Below are 15,423 nucleotides of genomic sequence, written 5' to 3'. Positions count from 1 at the left end.
GGATAACTAGCCGAGTTCCTGTGCGGTCTTGCTCAGCTGGTCGTACCACGCCTGCTTGGTGTTGAAAGCTTCCTCAGCCTGGGCGATGCGCTTGGAGTCACCCTTTTCTCGTGCGGCCTCGAGTTCCTTGCGCAGATCCTCAAGAGCGTCTTCGAGCTGAGCCATGACACCGCTGGTGCGGGCCTTCGTTTCGGGGTTGGTGCGCTTCCATTCGTCATTTTCAGCGTCGGCGAGCGCGCGCTCAACTTCGCGCAGTCCGCCTTCCATACGGGATACGTCGGCGCGTGGGACACGGCCAGCGTCTTCCCACTTTTCCTGGATGGTGCGAAGTTTTGTGCGGGTCGCTTCGATGTCTTCGATAGGCAACAGGGCGCGTGCCTGTTCCAGAAGTTCCTCTTTGACCTTGAGGTTCTCCTGGTACTCAGCGTCGAGGGCTTCGTTCTGCGCGTTTCGCGCGTTGAAGAACACGTCTTGAGCTGCGCGGAAACGTGCCCACAGAGCGTCGTCTTCCTTGCGACGTGCGCGAGGAGCTGCCTTCCACTTGTCAACGAGCTTGCGGTACTTGGCCGCGGTTTCGCGCCAGTCGGTGGAGTTAGACAGGGATTCGGCCTCGGCGACGATGCCTTCCTTGATGCGCTTGCCTTCTGCAGAGCGCTTGTCGAGTTCGTTGAAGAACTCACGGCGGTGACGGTCAAAGCTGTTGCGGGCCTTGGAGAAACGTCCCCACAGTTCCTGGTCCTGGTCCTTAGGCAAGCGTGGGGTGGTGGACTGGAGTTCCTTCCAGCGGTCGAACAGTTCGTTCATGCGCTTGCTGGAGTTCTTCCACTGCACGCGAGCGGGGTCGGTTCCGGCGATCGATTCGGCTTCTTCGACGATGGCCGCGCGTGCTTGGCGTCCTTCTTCGCGAGCTTGTTCGTGCTGCTTCTGTTGCTGAGCGTGGGCTGTTTTTGCGCGTTCTTCGAGTTGGGTCAGGGAGGTTTCGAGAGCGTTCAAGTCACCAACGACGAGGGCGTCTGCGAGTGCTTCGCGCTGTTTGACGGCTGCCTGGCGAATGGTCTCACCGTTTGCACCGGCCTTGAGGCGTTCGTCTAGGAGGTCTGCTGATTCGACGAGTTCGAGGTATTTCTTGGCGAAGTAGTTGAGGGCCTGCTCGTGGTCAGCGTCGGGGTACTGGCCAACTTCGCGTTCACCGCCCACCACTTTGACAAAGACTGTGTTGTTTTCGTCCACACGGCCGAATGCGCGTGCTTTTTCCAGCTCTGCTTTTCGGTCTCGGGCAACGGGTGCTACCGGCTGGGTTCCCGGCTGAGGAGTTGCTCCTGGGCGTGGGATAGGACGAGGCTTGGGTGCGGGTGAGTCAGACATAGTTACCTAGGATTACTGTTTTGCGGTGCCGGTCGAATCACGTGTGATCACTCGGCAGTGTTGACAACATTTTTAGCATAGCTGTTTTCGCGGGTTATGGGGGATCTTCGTACACTTGCTTTATGTTTGTTCTTTCGAGTGTGGCCGAATTCTTGGGTGTCAACTGTTACGCGGTTGCGCGTGAAGGTGCATCGGAGTGTGTGCTGTTCGACGCTGGTCTCAACGGTGCTCCCGAACTTCACGAGTTGCTGAAAGAAGAGGGGCTCACTCCGGTGGCGCTCGTGCTCACTCACGGGCACCCTGATCACATTCTGGGGCTCCCGCACTTCTACGAAGAGTTCGGTGTTCTGCCCACGTACCTGCACTCGGACGACGTGTACCGGGTGGAGCGCCCCGCTGACACGATGAACCCGCAGTTCAAGGCAATGCTCGCGCCGCTCGTTGCGCAGTGGGAAGTGCCCCAGGTGCAGCGCTATGAAGACGGCGATGTGTTGCAGCTTGCCGGCCTGGACATCCGGATCGTTCACACGCCGGGGCACACTGAAGGCTCGTGCGTGTTCGAAGTGAAGGAAAGCGACGAAGAGCCAGACGCACAGTCAAACACAGCCGAGTCACTTCTTTTCACCGGTGACGTGTTATTCGCGGGCTCGATTGGACGGGTGGACTTGCCCGGCGGTGACCCAGAAGCCATGCAGCGGTCCTTGGAGATCGTGAAGGGGCTTGCGAACCAGCCGGTGTACCCGGGCCACGGTCCTGCTACGCGGCTTGACCACGAAAAGCGCGTGAACCCATTTTTGTAACCGCAACGCGCTCTCATCGCGAGCACTGACATAATAGGTATGGCCAGAAATCTGGGCATATAAGGAGTTAGTACTGTGGCAACCGCCAAACTTTCAGGTTTTCCCGAATGGTTACCCGCCGATCGCGCTGTTGAAGAACGGATCATCGATCTTCTCAAGCACACGTTTGAGCTCAACGGTTTCGCGGGGATCCATACGCGCGCGGTTGAACCACTGTCGGCCTTGGCTAAAGACGGTGAGATCGACAAGGAAATTTTCGCCGTGTCCCGCCTGCACTCAGAAGGTGCCGAAAAGAACCCTATGGGGTTGCACTTCGACCTCACGGTTCCCACTGCGCGTTACGTGGTGGAAAACGCTGGTCACTTGAACTTTCCGTTTAAGCGGTATCAGATCCAGCCGGTGTGGCGCGGAGAACGACCCCAGGACGGCCGTTACCGCGAGTTCATCCAGGCCGATATCGACGTGATCGGCGAAGATACTCTGCCTGAACACTTCGAATACGAAGTGCCGTTGGTCATTGTGCAAGCGTTTGACGCTCTGGGTGAGTTGGGAGTGCCGCCGGTGAAGGTGGTTGCGAACAACCGCAAGCTCATTGAAGGGTTCGCCCGAGGTGTGGGTCTAGAAAACATCACCGCGGTGCTGCGCTGTATCGACAAGTACGACAAGATCGGCCCGCAACGGGTAGCCGAACTTCTCCAGGAGGAGGCGGGGGCCACCTCGGCCCAGGCGGAGGCCTGCCTCAAACTGGCGGACATTGAGTCTGCAACGGCGGAGTTCGCAGACAGGGTGGCAGCGTTGGGCGTCAGCAACGACATGCTGGACGAAGGCGTGGAAGCGTTGGTGAAGCTCATTGACCAGGCGCACGCGCAGTCGCCGGGATCTGTGGTTGCGCAGTTGAAGATCGCCCGAGGTCTGGATTACTACACGGGGACCGTGTACGAGACCTTGTTGCAGGGGCACGAGTCCTTGGGTTCGGTGGCCTCCGGTGGTCGTTATGACGCGTTGGCGCGCACGGATAAGCGCGTGTATCCGGGCGTGGGAATGTCCATTGGGGTGTCGCGTCTGATGTCGCGGTTGATCGGTAAAGACCGGGTGCTCACGGCCACGCGCGAGGTTCCTACGGCTGTTTTGGTGGCTGTGACCGATGAGGAGACGCGAGCGGAAGCTAACAACGTGGCGCGGGCCTTGCGTGAGCGGGGGATTCCTGCGGATGTGTCGCCGGTGGCGTCGAAGTTCGGCAAGCAGATCAAGTTTGCGGATAAGCGGGGGATCCCGTTCGTGTGGTTCACCGACGGTGAATCGGGACACGAAGTCAAGGACATTCGTTCCGGGAAGCAGGAATCTGCGGCTGCTGACGAGTGGCTTCCGCCGGCTGCGGACCTGTGGCCGCAGGTCGTGCGGGTGGTGTAAGGCCCCTCTATTCCGGGTCCGGGGCGAGCGAGCCGTCGGGCGCGATGTGCTCGAACATTTGGGTGACCATCGTGACTACGTGCGGGTCGTCGACCACGTAGTAGATGCGGCGGCCGTCGCGCCTGGAGGACACCAGTCCGGCTAAGCGCATTTTGGCTAAGTGCTGGCTGATGGATTGGACCGAGGTGCCGGTCGCGTCGGCAAGTCCCGTCACGTCGTACTCGTTGTGGGTAAGAAACCACACGGTGAGTAGACGGGTGGGCGAGGAGAGCATGCGGAAGGTTTCGGCCGCCACCTGCACTTGTGCCGAGGTGGGGTTGTCAACGTCCTCGGGTTGAGTTTCCATGCGTTCTCCTGGTTCGGGAATCATCCTGGATTAACCTAGGATGTACATACTGACTTTTCTACTCTAGGAGACTCTTCGGTGCTACGTACTCACGAAGCTGGAAGCTTGCGTACTGACCACGTCGATCAGACTGTGACTGTGACCGGTTGGGTCGATCGTCGCCGCGACCACGGTGGTGTGGCGTTCATTGATCTGCGTGACGCATCGGGCATTGTCCAGGTCGTGGTTCACGAAGACGTTGCCGATGAACTGAAGAACGAAACGGTTGTCAAGGTCACCGGAACGGTGAGGCCACGTCCGGAAGGCAACACGAACGACGCGTTGCCCACGGGTGAGATCGAGGTTGTCGACACGGATGTCGAGATTCTTGCGCAGTCGGCAGCGCTTCCGTTCCAGGTGTCGGAGCACGCGGAAGACTCTAAGGTGGGCGAGGAAACGCGCCTGAAGTACCGCTACTTGGATCTGCGTCGCCCGGCCTCGGGTAACGTGCTGCGTCTGCGTTCGGATGTCAACAAGACGGCTCGCCAGGTGCTGGACAAGCACAAGTTCATTGAAATTGAAACGCCTACGCTGACGCGTTCGACGCCTGAAGGTGCGCGTGACTTCGTGGTGCCTGCTCGCCTGAAGCCGGGTTCGTGGTACGCGTTGCCACAGTCGCCACAGCTGTTTAAGCAGCTGTTGCAGGTGGCCGGAATGGAACGCTACTACCAGATTGCGCGTTGCTACCGTGACGAGGACTTCCGCGCCGACCGCCAGCCTGAGTTCACGCAGTTGGACATCGAGGCCAGCTTCGTGGAGCAGGACGACATCATCGCGTTGGCCGAAGAGATTCTGGTTGAGCTGTGGAAGCTCATTGACGTTGAGATTCCTACGCCCATTGAGCGCATGACGTACAAAGACGCCATGGAAAAGTACGGAAGCGACAAGCCTGACCTGCGGTTCGGTCTGCCGTTGACGGACCTCACGGAGTACTTCGCGGGCACTGGGTTCCGCGTGTTCCAGGCGCCGTACGTGGGTGCTGTTGTGTACCCGGGTGGAGCGTCGCTGCCTCGTCGCCAGTTCGATGCGTGGCAGGAATGGGCTAAGCAGCGCGGTGCCAAGGGCTTGGCATACGTGCAGGTGGGCGAAGACGGCACGCTGGGCGGTCCGGTGGCCAAGAACCTGTCGGATGAAGAGAAGGACGGTTTGGCTGCTGCTGTTGGCGCCAACCCGGGTGACGCGATCTTCTTCGCAGCCGGTAAGGCTACGGACTCGCGTGCGCTGCTGGGTGCTGCGCGTGTTGAGATCGGTGAGCGCACTGGCCTCATCAAGGAAGGCGACTGGTCGTTCGTGTGGGTCGTGGATGCGCCCATGTTTGAACCGGCCGAGGACGCAGTGGCTGCCGGGGACGTGGCAGTTGGCGACGGTAAATGGACTGCTGTTCACCACGCGTTCACCGCGCCTAAGCCAGAGTTTGCGGACACGTTCGACACGGACCCGGGATCGGCACTGGCGTACGCGTACGACATCGTGTGTAACGGTAACGAGATCGGTGGTGGGTCGATCCGTATCCACCGTCCAGACGTCCAGGAACGCGTGTTCAAGGTCATGGGTATCAGCCAGGATGACGCGCAAGAGAAGTTCGGGTTCCTGCTGGATGCGTTCAAGTTCGGTGCGCCTCCGCACGGTGGTATCGCGTTCGGATGGGACCGCCTGGTGTCACTGCTGGCGGGAACCGAATCGATTCGCGACACGATTGCGTTCCCCAAGTCGGGTAACGGGTACGACCCGCTCACGGCTGCTCCTGCTCCGATTACGGACCAGCAGCGTAAGGAAGCGGGCGTGGACTACACGCCGGAAGACGACGAATAAGAGTGGACCTTTTTGACGACGCGGCCGGGGGATCGGTGCTTGATCCCCTGGCCGTTCGTATGCGCCCGCGCTCTATCGACGAACTCGTAGGGCAGGACCATCTGACGTTTAAGGGTTCGCCGCTGAGGCAACTCGCCGAGTCGGACCCGCGCGGGGTAGCCGGGGCCACCTCGGTCATTTTGTACGGCCCTCCCGGGGTGGGGAAGACCACCATTGCGCACGCGGTGTCCCACGCCGAGGGGCGACGGTTCGTGGAGTTGTCCGCGATCACCGCGGGTGTGAAGGACGTGCGTGAGGTGATCGAGAACGCCCGGCGCGACCGGGAGATGCGCGGGCTGACCACGGTGTTGTTCTTGGACGAGATCCACCGGTTTTCCAAGGCGCAGCAAGACGCGTTGTTGCCGGCGGTCGAGAACCGGCTGGTGGTGTTGGTGGCGGCGACCACCGAGAACCCGTCGTTTTCGGTGATTGCGCCGTTGGTGTCGCGGTCGTTGGTGTTGCAACTCAAACCGTTGACGGAAGAACACCTGCGCACGTTGGTCACGCGCGCGGTGACGGACCCGCGGGGTTTGGCGGGGCAGTTCGAGCTGTCCGAGGAGGCGCTTGAGTACATCGTGTCGGTCGCCAGCGGGGATGCACGCAGGTCGCTGACCGTGCTGGAAGCGGCGGCCGCCTCGGCGAAGGCTGAGGGGGACGCGGGGAACGGCGCGGACGCTGGGAGCGGCGCGGACTCCGGGGCGCCCGTGATTGAGGAGAGGCACGCGGCCGAGGCGGCCCAGGCCGCCGTTGTCCGGTACGACCGGGCGGGGGACCAGCACTATGACGTGATTAGTGCGTTCATTAAGTCGATTCGGGGTTCGGACCCGGATGCGGCGTTGCACTATTTGGCGCGGATGATTTCAGCGGGTGAGGATCCGCGGTTCATTTGCAGGCGCGTGGTGATTGCGGCGTCGGAGGACATTGGCATGGCCGATCCGAACGCGTTGACGGTGGCGGTGTCCGCGCAGACGGCGGTGGAGCGGATCGGGATGCCGGAGGGCCGGATTCCGTTGGCGCAAGCGGTGGTGTATTTGGCGTTGGCGCCTAAGTCGAATGCGTCGTACATGGGGATTAACAAGGCGTTGGCCGATGTGAAGGCCGGCAAGTCGGGTGAGGTGCCGCCGCATTTGCGGGACGCGCACTACCCGGGTGCCAAAGGGCTGGGACACGGCGTGGGGTACAAGTACTCGCACGACTTCCCGCATTCGGTGTCGCCGCAGCAGTATTTGCCGGATTCGTTGGTGGGCACGCAGTACTACGACCCCACCGACAACGGTTACGAAAAGGGCATGGCTGAACGGCTGGCGATCCTGCAGCAGTTGCGGGAGCCTAAGTAGCTCTTAAAACTACCCGTCGCCGAATTTTTCGAGCGCCCGCTGCCGGCGCAGGGCCAGTGGGATCCCGCGGAGTTGGACGCGCTCCAGGTGGGTGGCGTCGTAGTCGCTTTTCACGTGCGGTGTGTTCAGTGTGTACAGGGCGGCGTCGATGAAGGCCTGCGGGGAGTCGGGGTCTTCAAGAACGCGCAGTGCGCGGTCCAGTGCCTGGTGGTGGTCGAAGCCCCACAGAGGCTGTTCGGGGACGACGACGGACATGAGGATGTGTTCGCGGTCGGCGCTGAGCTTGAGAGCGGTAAACGCTGGGTCTTCGACGAGTTCCAGGGCCTCTGTGCGCGGATCGGTTCCCCGGTCGCGGGCGCGCGACAGAACGTACTGGGTGAAGAACTGGTGGGTCGCCTCACCGTAAGGGACGGTACGGAACCGGTCGACCGCCTCGGCGTGGGTGGACGGGGTGTGTGTCATGAGTTCCACGAGCGGTTTCAGGCCGTGTTTCCACTTAGGCGTGGCTTTATCCCACCAGGTGAGGAGCTTTTTGAGTAGCGGGTGATCGTGGCGGATGCACAGGTCGGTGAGGGCGACCATGGGGTGGCGGAAAACCCAACGGTAGTCGTCCTTTTTGGTGAGGGTTTTGCGCCACAGTGGGGTGCAGGTGTCGATGTCCTGGGTGGTGCCGAGGTCGTGGTCGACCAGGGTGCCCAGGATGAATGCGTAGGCGGTGATGGTGCGGTCGGGTTGGGTGAGGGCGTCGCGCAGCCAGGTTTCGTGGGTGGCGTCGACGGTGGTGAACTCGGCGTAGGAGTCATCGAGTACGTACCGGCCTCCGTTGAGCCACGGGGGTGACTGTTCGAGGAGTTGAGGGAGTATCTGGCGCGCGTCGTGGGCGGCTGGTTGCCATCCGGCGGGGTCGGCAGGGGCCAGGTGCGGAGCGACGTCCAAGGCGTTGAGGAGGGTTTGCGCTTTGCGGGCGGCGGGGGCGCGGAACTCGACGGGGAGGCGTTCGTCGGTCACGGTGCGTAGGGTGCCGAGGTTCCAACGGGGGTAGAAGGATTCGCCCATCTGGTCGGTGAACCAGTCGCTCACGGCGGTGGCCACGACGGATCTGCGCAAGTGGGTCCAGGAGTCGGGTGGCATTTCGTCGATCGTGGCTAATGCGGCGGCGACGATGTCGGGGGCGTTTGTGCCCTGGGCGTCTGTGTCTTGGGCGTTTTCCACGTGGGCGCGGACGGTGATGTAGTCGCCCAGCGCGGAGTGGTTGGTGGGGGCAAGGTCTTTGAGGATGCTGAGCGTGATGGCGTTGGGGTGGTGCTCGAGTACGCGGATTGCTTCGTCGCCCAGTTCGTCGGCATAGTCGCGGGCGTTTGGGTGTTGGGCCTCCAGGAGTGCTTCGAGGAGGGTGGTGCTGTTCGCGATGGGGTAGGGCTTGGTTGTGAGTTGGTCGAGTTCGTCGCGGGTGAACAGCGCGGTCTGCAACATCACGGTGAGGAGGGAGTCCGTGATGTCCGTGGTGTGGTCTGTTGGGTCTTCTTCGGTTTGCCGCGCGCTAATGGTGTGTGCGAGGAGGTCGTGAAGCCACTTCTGGGTGGCCGGTGGGATGTTGTGATCCTCTAAAGGATCTTCGCGATTCTCACGCTGGTCGAGGTCCTGGATCTCCCTTTTGAGTCGGTCGAGGAGCCGGTAGGTGGCGCTGTGGTCTGTGAACGCGGGGAGCCCGCGGGGGATGTTGAGGTCGAGTTGGAACGACTGTGTGTCGGTCTCGCCACCGGTCAGTTTCCAGCCGTCGGGGAGGTTGTTCAGGTGGGCGCGGACGGTTTCGCGGTCGCCACCCCAGTGGATGTGCAGGGGTTCGAGGAGTTCACCCTTCTTGGTGAATGCGCGTGAGTGGGTTTGCCAGTGCCAGCCAGCGTAGGAGATGTCCTGGGGAAGGTCGTGCTGGGCTTTAGCTTCTGCCGCGTCTTCGTGGAGGTGGCCTTGTGTGTAGCGGTCCGTGGTGGGTGGGTCGAGGGCGATGAAGTGATCGTCGCTCAGGGTTTTCCACCACGAGCGAATCTGGGACAGGTGGGACTTGGTGCGGGGTGTCTCAGCCATGTCTTCAGTGTACGAACTGGCGGTTGCTATGGCTACCGTGGTAAAGTTTTCTGCTGTTGTGCCCGTTTTCGGGCGGCCTTCGTGCGCGTGGACTCGCATGCGTCGATTGCTTTCCCACAGGGGGAAACAACTGTTGCACCACGATCCGAGTTCGGCTGTGCAGACTGCCACGTCGCGGTGTGACGCAATACCAAACCGAAAGGTAAACATGTCATCTGCAATGCGTTCACGCCGTCAGGTTCGCCTGTCGCGTGCCCTGGGTCTTCCGCTGACCCCGAAAGCTGAAAAGTACTTTGAGCGCCGTCCATACCCACCGGGTGAACACGGTCGCGCTCGTCGTCGTAATGACTCTGACTACTCGATCCGTCTGAAGGAAAAGCAGCGTCTGCGTGCTCAGTACGGTATTCGCGAGGCTCAGATGCTCAAGACTTACAAGGAAGCTCGTAAAGAGTCCGGTCTGACCGGTGAAGCACTGGTTGAGCTTCTGGAAATGCGTCTGGACGCTCTGGTTCTGCGTGCAGGTTTCGCTCGCACCATTTCCCAGGCGCGTCAGTTCGTTGTGCACCGTCACATCTGTGTTGACGGTCAGCGTGTGGACCGTCCTTCCTACCGTGTGAAGGAAGGCCAGATGATCCACGTGCACGAACGTTCACAGCCAATGGATCCGTTCCAGGTGGCTGCTGCTGGTGCGCACCGCGACGTGCTGCCTGCTGTTCCTGGCTACCTCAACGTTGACCTGGAAGCTCTGCAGGCTACGCTGTTGCGTCGCCCTAAGCGCGAAGAAGTTCCAGTGACCTGCGACGTTCAGCTGGTCGTTGAGCACTACTCACGCTAAAGCTCGTTTCAAAAGCCCGAGGTCGTTTATGGCCTCGGGCTTTTGTGTTTCTATAGGAGTCACTACAAAAGCGAAGGAAACAGGACATGACAATAAGTGCGGGCAAAACGACACCGGGTCTGCTTAAAGGTGTGACGTGGTGTTCAGCGGTTTTAATTGTGGCTGGCCTCGGTCTTCTTCTCTGGTCGCAGTTTGCTGGCGACGGTTGGATCAGCATTGGGGTTGCTTCGCTCGTTGTCCTGTCGCTGGGGGTCCCGTTAGCTCTGTGGGCGGGTGTTTGGCATCTGGTTGTGGCTCGTTCTCGGGGTGCCGTTGAAGAGTAAACAATCAGCGAGTAGCCGTTACATGAAAGCATGAATAACATGCCCGAGGTGGTTGTCACCTCGGGTCTTGTTTTGTGTGGGTTTTTGGGTAAATAGGGATGTGGCGAACGTGGCGAGGGTGCGCCCCACCTATTTGGAAGGAAACTATGGCTGAGCTGGAACCGGCTGGCACCTCGGGAGACAACGACCAGGAGAACGACAACCCGGGCGGGACCAACCCGGAAAACATTAACGCGGCGAATGTGTCCGGGAGAGCGCGCACGGCGATTGCGATCGTGGCGGCGATCAACTTTGTGGGGTTCCTGGGGGAGAGTGTCGTGGCGCTGGTGATCGGTTCGGCGTCGTTGTTTGCCGACGCGGCCGACTTCCTCGAGGACACGCTGATCAACCTGCTGGTGTTGACTGCGGTGGGCTGGTCGCTGGCGGGGCGGCGGAAGGCCAGTTACGCGTTGGCCGGCCTGATCTTGATACCTGCGGTGGCGGCGTTCGTGATGGTGGCGGTGAAGCTGGCGTCGGGGGAGCCGCCGGAGCCGTTCACGCTGTCGGTAACCGCGGTGGGCGCGCTGGTGATTAACCTGGTGAGCGCGGTGCTGCTGTTCCGGGTGCGGTCCGGTGGTGGTGCGCTCATGACGGGCGCGTGGCTGGCGGCACGCAATGACGCGCTGGCGAATGTGCTGATCATCGCTGCTGGCGTGGTGACCGTGTTCTGGGCCAGCGTGTGGCCGGACGTGGCTGTGGGGCTGGTCATTGGCGTGATTAACCTGCACGCCGCCAAGGAAGTTTTTGAACAAGCCCGCGCCGAGGTGCCCGAACTCGAAGGGTGACGGTCCGGTGATGCGACGATCTGGGACTGTCGAAAATAAATCGAAAAAATATCGTATTCACTCTTGCGCTATCGTTCGAATAATAATAGAATAGAGGCGTGAGGGGGGTGAGTGTCATGTACGAACGAGGCATTGAAGAGCGCGGTTGCCGTGAGATTGATGTATTGACGAAAGCTCGGCGTGCGGCCGATGCGGGTCTCGTTGCGCTGGCGCGCGTGGTCGTTCAACATTTCATGGAATGCCTCCCGGTAATGACACCCAGTCAGCTCGAAAAAGCGAGGCTGGAGGCGTCCAAGCTGGCTGAGTTATCTGATGGCCGCGGCGCTCCCACCAAGTATGTGCGGATAGATGGCGTGGGGTATGTGCTCGTCGAAGATATCGTGCGACTCCAGTACGAACTGCCCATCGAAGACGTGGGGATTTTTGCAACAGCTCTCGATTGCACTGGTAGGCAAGTGACTTCCCGACTGCGACCCATCGTGACCATGGCACTTCTGATGCCAGGTTTGTGGAGCTACGTCCAGAACGGCCAGCTGTCGTATGAACGCGTGCGGGCAACCGCCGCGCAGGTGGCAATGGCTGGCATCGACATCATTGAGTTTGACCGTTTGATGATGGACCGGCGGCTGGATGTCTCACCAAAGGTGTTCAGGAAGTACGTCAATGAAATCATCGCGATGCTCTCCACTCCTCAAGAAACCAACGAAGTTGTTAGAGAAAATCGCCGGGTGGTGTGCACGCACAATCCAGGTGGGGAATCTGTGCTGAGCTTGATCGGTCCCAGTATTGAAATCGAAGCGATGCACAAACGCCTCGAAGGTGGAGCCCGTGCCATTATTCATGGGGCCATCGGCAGCTTTTCAGCGCACATCGGAAGCGAAGAGTTCACGCCAACGACAGAAGTCCCAGTGCGCAGCATGGGCGAAGTAGAAATAGACGAAGATCGTTTGCTTCACCAGGTGATGTACGACATGGCCATTGGAGCTCGGCCCGCGACTCAGATCAAGGCTCGGATTACTCGCACTGGCATGACGAAAGCTACTGGCCTGACCGAAGATTGCGATGTTCCCGCGCCACAGTACGGTGAAGAAGCCATACAGATGTGGCTCGACCAAGATGAAGCTCGCGGTGCTACGCAAGTGAAAGAAGTCAAACTTACCATCTCGATTCCAACTAACGAAGAGTGGTTGAAGTCCCAAGCGGGAATCAACGTGATGGTTCCGGTGATCCGGATCATGGAAAACGAGGACAGGCCAACAGAAGAAGGATGCAGGCCAACAGAAATAGGTCGAGGGACGCCACCGGAAATAGACAGCAGCGAGCCTGGAGCAATCGACAGAGACGGGCCACGCGAAGTGGGAAGATCTGAGCTTCAAGAACGAGAAGGCCCGGTGAAAAGTCGTGGCTCGACAGGTCCGCCGGTGCCGGTGATGGTGAACAACGAATTCGCGCTGGATTCTTACACCACAGACAAGCTGTTAAGAGAAGCGTCGTCGGTATACAGGTACTTCACTGACCCCTCCACGGGAGAAGTGTGTGAAATTATGCCCACCAGGTACAGGGTGACTAAACCGATGGCTCGGACGCTCGAAGTTAGATGGGTGTACTGTTCCGTGCCGTGGTGTAACCGATTCGCCCGGACGTGCGACAAAGACCACATCATACCGTTCGATCAATCCAACCCGCAGAACGGCGGCCAGACGGTGCTTGAAAACCTGCACCCCTTGTGTCGCAAGCATCATCAGGCCAAAACAGAAGGCCGCCTAACGGCCAAGCGCACAAGCGACGGGGGAGTGGAATGGGAGTTTCCACGGATCGGCACCGTGTTGTCCTACCCTCCCGCATCACCATTGCACCAAGCGCACTACAAACAACTCGAAGCGTTCGCCAAGTCATCTGCATAGTGGTGAATGGGCCACGTGACCACTGTGCGTCGCCTATGCATACCCGCCAGCCAAGACAAGGTCCGTAACAAAAGCCTCAACCTGCGACTCGCTCAGTTCATGGACGGTAACGCGGATGTGACGGCTGGCTGTACCACCCTCGGTGAGGCCGAACTCATCGCCGGGACGCACGGTCCAGCCGTGACGGGTTAAGCGGGCGGCCACCTCGGCGGCGGGAGCCTTCACCGGCACCCACACGCTGATACCGTCGCCAGCACGCACAGCGCCAGCCCCAGTAGAGCCAACCCCAACATGAACTCCGTGCTCAGCTAGCGCCCGCACGAACGCCTCGTTGTTATCCGCATACACGCCGGCCGCCTGCTCAATGAGCGCCCGCGCGCTGGCATCGGTGAGCTGCGCCAACGCGATCCGCTGCAACAAGTGGCTCACCCACGTGGTGCCCGGGCTCAACCGCAACGCCAACCGCGCCGCCGTCTCCCGGTCAGAGGCAACTAGGGCAACACAAATATCGGGCCCAATGAACTTCGATAGCGAACGCACCAGCGCCCAGCGCTGATGCTCGGGCCTCACAATCGACTCAAACGGCACCCGCGACAACAACGAGTAATAATCGTCCTCAATCACCAGCACATACGGGTAGTCGGCCAAAACCTCGCGCAGTTGCTGGGCCCGCTCGGCATCAATCGACGCGCCCGTGGGATTCTGCGCCCGAGGCGTACACACCACCGCGCGCACCCCCGCCTCAAGCGCGGCTTGCAGCCCCGCAGGTGTCATGCCGCGCTCATCAACCGCAATCGGCACCGTGCGATACCCGCCCAACCGTACCGTTTGCTGGCTCGCCAAGAAGCACGGATCCTCCAAACCCACCGCGTCGTCGCGCATGAGCGACTGCGCCAGCAACCGCTCAATCGCGTCCACCGCCCCCGAGGTCACCGACAACTCAAACGACCCCGAAGCGCTCGGCGCTGCTGTCGCCCCCGGAGCCCCTGAATCCCCCGGCACATCCGGCGCAATCCAGTCCCGCGCCCACCGCGCAAGCCCCGCATCGATCACCGGCTCGCCGTACAGCACCGTGTGCCCAGCCGCGGCGGTGAGCGCCGGGCGTAGATCGGGGATCAGCTCTGGCAGCGGGTTGCCGCTGGCAAGGTCCACCACCTCGGCCGAGTTGTCATCCGCCCCATCCGTCGCGTACCCGTCCTGGGGGCCGGGGGAGAGGTCGGCAACTCGGGTGCCGGCGCGACCCTGCCCAACGACCAGGCCCGAGGTCGCCAACAGTCGGTACGCAGCCACGGTGGTGTTGCGGTTGACGCCTAAATCTCGGGCGAGCGTGCGCACGGGTGGCAACAGGTCGCCCGGGCGCAGGTGCCCGCGGTCGATGAGGGTGCGGACCGAGTCGGCGATGTCGCTCGCAGATTGCCCAGTTATTTCCACGTGGTGAGTCACATGCCCCAGTCTAGGCTGTGACGTGGTACATTCTTTTGGCCTAGACCAAAACTAAAAGCGCTGGTACAGGCACGTACAGACAAAGGAGCCCAACATGACGAACTCGAGTGACACCTCGGCAAACAACCAGCAAGCCACCGCAGAAAACCCCACCGCCCAAAACCACCACGGCACCGGCCGCGTGAAGCGCGGACTCGCCGACATGCTCAAGGGCGGCGTCATCATGGACGTGGTGACCCCGGACCAGGCGAAGATCGCAGAGGACGCCGGTGCAGTCGCGGTCATGGCCCTGGAGCGCGTGCCAGCCGACATCCGCGCCCAGGGCGGCGTGGCTCGCATGAGCGACCCGGACCTCATCGACGGCATCATCAACGCGGTGTCGATCCCGGTGATGGCTAAGGCGCGCATCGGCCACTTCGTGGAAGCGCAGGTGCTGCAGGAGCTGGGTGTGGACTACATCGACGAGTCCGAGGTCCTCTCACCTGCCGACTACGTCAACCACATCGACAAGCAGAAGTTCGACGTGCCATTCGTGTGCGGCGCCACCAACCTGGGTGAAGCACTCCGCCGCATCACCGAAGGCGCCGCCATGATCCGCTCGAAGGGTGAAGCCGGAACCGGTGACGTGTCGGAAGCGACCAAGCACATCCGCACCATCACCGCTGAAATCAACCGCCTGCGCGCCCTGACCCCAGACGAACTCTACGTCGCCGCAAAGGAACTACAGGCCCCATACGACCTGGTCGCAGAAGTCGCCCGCACAGGCCAGCTCCCCGTTGTCCTCTTCACCGCCGGAGGAGTCGCCACCCCTGCCGACGCCGCCATGATGATGCAGCTGGGCGCCGACGGCGTGTTCGTGGG

At 61.1% G+C, this 15,423-nt stretch carries 13 protein-coding genes; 9 read left to right on the top strand and 4 right to left on the bottom strand.

Annotation, left to right across the window (positions count from 1 at the left end):
• Positions 1–6: 6 nt before the first annotated feature.
• On the bottom strand, positions 7–1,365 hold the full coding sequence (locus MHX53_RS10645) for a DUF349 domain-containing protein (RefSeq protein WP_239272679.1): 1,359 nt from the start codon (positions 1,363–1,365) through the stop codon (positions 7–9).
• Between the two features lie 122 nt (positions 1,366–1,487).
• On the opposite strand from MHX53_RS10645, the gene MHX53_RS10640 reads away from it, so the two are divergent.
• Both MHX53_RS10640 and hisS read left to right on the top strand, forming a co-directional pair.
• A complete protein-coding gene (locus MHX53_RS10640) occupies positions 1,488–2,165 on the top strand; it encodes an MBL fold metallo-hydrolase (protein ID WP_239272678.1) in 678 nt (225 codons plus the stop codon).
• Between the two features lie 75 nt (positions 2,166–2,240).
• The gene (hisS, locus tag MHX53_RS10635; RefSeq protein ID WP_239272677.1) at positions 2,241–3,575 is read left to right on the top strand and encodes a histidine--tRNA ligase; all 1,335 of its coding nucleotides are present in this window, start codon (positions 2,241–2,243) and stop codon (positions 3,573–3,575) included.
• A gap of 7 nt (positions 3,576–3,582) precedes the next feature.
• Here the strand turns inward: hisS and MHX53_RS10630 are convergent, their stop codons facing one another.
• Complete coding sequence (locus tag MHX53_RS10630; protein WP_204515910.1) at positions 3,583–3,921, bottom strand: metalloregulator ArsR/SmtB family transcription factor; 339 nt, start codon at positions 3,919–3,921, stop codon at positions 3,583–3,585.
• 78 nt (positions 3,922–3,999) lie between these two features.
• Between MHX53_RS10630 and aspS the strand changes: the two genes are divergently transcribed.
• Both aspS and MHX53_RS10620 read left to right on the top strand, forming a co-directional pair.
• Positions 4,000–5,772, top strand: a complete 1,773-nt coding sequence (gene aspS, locus MHX53_RS10625; protein WP_239272676.1) for an aspartate--tRNA ligase — start codon at positions 4,000–4,002, stop codon at positions 5,770–5,772.
• A gap of 59 nt (positions 5,773–5,831) precedes the next feature.
• Positions 5,832–7,148, top strand: a complete 1,317-nt coding sequence (locus tag MHX53_RS10620; protein WP_239272719.1) for a replication-associated recombination protein A — start codon at positions 5,832–5,834, stop codon at positions 7,146–7,148.
• 9 nt (positions 7,149–7,157) lie between these two features.
• On the opposite strand, the gene MHX53_RS10615 is transcribed toward MHX53_RS10620, so the two are convergent.
• Positions 7,158–9,233, bottom strand: coding sequence for a hypothetical protein (locus tag MHX53_RS10615; protein ID WP_239272675.1), 2,076 nt, complete (start codon positions 9,231–9,233; stop codon positions 7,158–7,160).
• A gap of 208 nt (positions 9,234–9,441) precedes the next feature.
• Between MHX53_RS10615 and rpsD the strand changes: the two genes are divergently transcribed.
• The 4 genes from rpsD to MHX53_RS10595 all read left to right on the top strand — a co-directional run bounded on the left by rpsD (position 9,442) and on the right by MHX53_RS10595 (position 13,119).
• On the top strand, positions 9,442–10,068 hold the full coding sequence (gene rpsD / locus MHX53_RS10610) for a 30S ribosomal protein S4 (protein ID WP_102238122.1): 627 nt from the start codon (positions 9,442–9,444) through the stop codon (positions 10,066–10,068).
• 86 nt (positions 10,069–10,154) lie between these two features.
• Positions 10,155–10,391 carry a hypothetical protein gene (locus MHX53_RS10605; protein ID WP_239272674.1) on the top strand — a complete coding sequence of 79 codons (237 nt, stop codon included), beginning with the start codon at positions 10,155–10,157 and terminating at the stop codon, positions 10,389–10,391.
• A 146-nt stretch (positions 10,392–10,537) separates the two neighbouring features.
• Positions 10,538–11,215 (top strand): cation transporter, encoded by a 678-nt coding sequence (locus tag MHX53_RS10600; protein ID WP_239272673.1) that lies wholly within the window; start codon positions 10,538–10,540, stop codon positions 11,213–11,215.
• 116 nt (positions 11,216–11,331) lie between these two features.
• The gene (locus MHX53_RS10595; protein WP_239272672.1) at positions 11,332–13,119 is read left to right on the top strand and encodes an HNH endonuclease signature motif containing protein; all 1,788 of its coding nucleotides are present in this window, start codon (positions 11,332–11,334) and stop codon (positions 13,117–13,119) included.
• Between the two features lie 33 nt (positions 13,120–13,152).
• Here MHX53_RS10595 and MHX53_RS10590 read toward each other — a convergent pair whose 3' ends face one another.
• A complete protein-coding gene (locus MHX53_RS10590; protein WP_239272671.1) occupies positions 13,153–14,562 on the bottom strand; it encodes an aminotransferase class I/II-fold pyridoxal phosphate-dependent enzyme in 1,410 nt (469 codons plus the stop codon).
• A gap of 202 nt (positions 14,563–14,764) precedes the next feature.
• On the opposite strand from MHX53_RS10590, the gene pdxS reads away from it, so the two are divergent.
• On the top strand, positions 14,765–15,423 hold a 659-nt coding region (pdxS, locus tag MHX53_RS10585), incomplete at its 3' end, for a pyridoxal 5'-phosphate synthase lyase subunit PdxS (protein ID WP_239272718.1).

It is taken from the genome of Brevibacterium sp. ACRRH (assembly GCF_022346365.1).
In the GTDB taxonomy this organism is placed as follows: Bacteria; Actinomycetota; Actinomycetes; order Actinomycetales; family Brevibacteriaceae; genus Brevibacterium; species Brevibacterium paucivorans.
Note: the sequence above shows the minus strand (reverse complement) of the source record. Positions and strands in the feature narration are given on the sequence as shown.